Origin of the sequence: Streptomyces sp. NPDC006335 (assembly GCF_040612795.1) — a bacterium.
Taxonomy (GTDB): domain Bacteria; phylum Actinomycetota; class Actinomycetes; order Streptomycetales; family Streptomycetaceae; genus Streptomyces.
Window position 1 is genome coordinate 1 of the sequence record NZ_JBEXQX010000054.1, and the last position, 2,094, is coordinate 2,094.

At 69.2% G+C, this 2,094-nt stretch carries 1 protein-coding gene; it reads right to left on the bottom strand.

Annotated elements, in window-relative coordinates; translation table 11 throughout:
• Nucleotides 1-2,094: condensation domain-containing protein (locus tag ABZ098_RS44910; RefSeq protein ID WP_356600894.1), on the bottom strand; the 2,094-nt coding region annotated here is incomplete at both ends.

Here is a 2,094-nt window from a genome sequence, read left to right on the forward strand (position 1 = left end):
CCACAAACCAGCCGCCAGATTCACCAGCCCCCCATGCCCGACCTGAACACCCTTCGGCACCCCCGTCGTCCCCGACGTATAGATCACATACGCCAGCTGAGCCGGATCCACCACCACCCGCTCCGGCTCCACCACCTCCAGATCCATCAGTGCGGCCGACTCGTCCAGCCACACCACGGAATCCACCGCGGAATCCACCAGCCCCGCGGCCACCGACCGATGACCCACCACCACCCGCGCACCCGAATCAGCCAGCATGAACGCCAACCGCTCCGCCGGATACTCCGGATCCAACGGCACAAACGCCGCCCCCGCCAACCACACCCCCACCACGGCGGTCACCAGGTCGATTCCGCGCTCGACGCAGACGCCGACCACCGACTCGGGTCCCACCCTGGAAACACGAAGGTGACGCGCCAATCGCGATGCCCGCCCCACGAGATCCCCGTAGGTCACGTGCCGCTGCCCGCACACCACCGCCACGGCGTCGGGGCGCTCCTCCGCAAGGCTCAATAGCAGCTCAGGCACCCCAACAGCGCCGGGCACGGGTCCGGCGGCACCCGTCCCCCGCTCCAACGACTCGGCGTGCTCCGCCGCCGACACCATCGGGAGGCCACCAAGCGTGGCTTCGCTGTCAGCCGCGGCCGCTTCCAGGACGGTTGTCAGATGGCTCACCAGCCGGCTGATCGTCTCCGCGTCGAACAACGCCGTGCTGTACTCGATTCCGCCGACCAGTCCGCCGTCGTCTGCGTCACCCATCGTCACGGACAGGTCGAACTTCACCTGGAACTCGCCGGTGTCATTGCCGTCCAGGTTCACGTCCGCATCGCTGCGGGTCTGGCCGGAGTCCTCGCGCGGGTCGCGGGGAGCGTAGTTGAAGAAGACCTGGAACAACGGGGTGCGGGACCTGTCCCGCTCGGTGACCAGGGCGTCCACCAGCTGCTCGAAGGGCAGGTCCTGGTGGGCGTAGGCCCCCAGCGCGGTCTCCCGAACCCGGCCCAACAGCTCGGCGAAGGTCGGGTCCCCGGACAAGTCGGTGCGCATCACCAGGGTGTTGACGAAGAACCCGATCAGATCCTCGGTCTCGACCCGGTTCCGGTTCGCGACCGGTGTTCCGACGACCACGTCGTCGAGTCCCGCATGACGTCCCAGCACCACGCTGAGCGCGGCCAGCAGCGCCATGAACACCGTCGCGCCGTTGTCCTGGGCCATCGCGCGCAGGGACTCGCCGGTCCGTGCCGGGACGCGGAACTCGGCGATCGCTCCGGTGGTGGAGCGTGTCGGAGGCCGGGGACGGTCGGTGGGCAGTTCCAGCAGTGGTGCCCCGGCGAGCCGCTCCCGCCAGTAGGCCAGCTGCCGGTCGAGGACCTCGCCGGTCAGCCAGGTCCGCTGCCAGACCGCGAAGTCGGCGTACTGCACCGGTAGCGGCGGCAGCGGGTCAGGTTCTCCGGTGCGGAACGCCTCGTAGAGGGCCAGCAGCTCGCTCTGGAAGATACGGGAGGACCAGTCGTCGAAAACGACGTGGTGGGCGGCCAGTGCCAGCACGTGTCCGGATTCTCCCAGCCGTATCAGGCAGGCCCGGATCAGTGGTCCGGAGGCCAGGTCGAACGGCTGGGCCGCCATTGCGGCGATCAGTCGTCGTCCGGCTTCCAGGGGATCGTCGTCGTCCGACAGGTCGGCCACCGGCAGCGGCACCGGCCCCGGCGGGTCGATGACCTGGCGGGCGATTCCGTCCGGTCCGGTCACCAGCCGGGTGCGCAGGATCTCGTGCCGGGTGACGACGGCGGCCAGGGCCAGCCCAAGGATTCGGGGATCCGGAGTCTCGTTCCAGCGCACATGTGTCGTCAGGTTGTATTCGGTGGAGTGGGGTTCGAGTTGGTCGAGGAACCACAGCCGCTGCTGGGCGAACGACAACGGCAGCACCTGGTCCCGCGGCACCGGACCGACCGGCGGGGCCACCAGCCCCCGCACCGTCTCGTCGATCACAGCGGCAAGACCCCGCACCGTGGGATGGTCGAACAACACCGCCAACGCCACCTCAGCGGCCAGCACCTCCCGCACCCGCGACATCACCCGGGTCGCCAGCAGCGAATG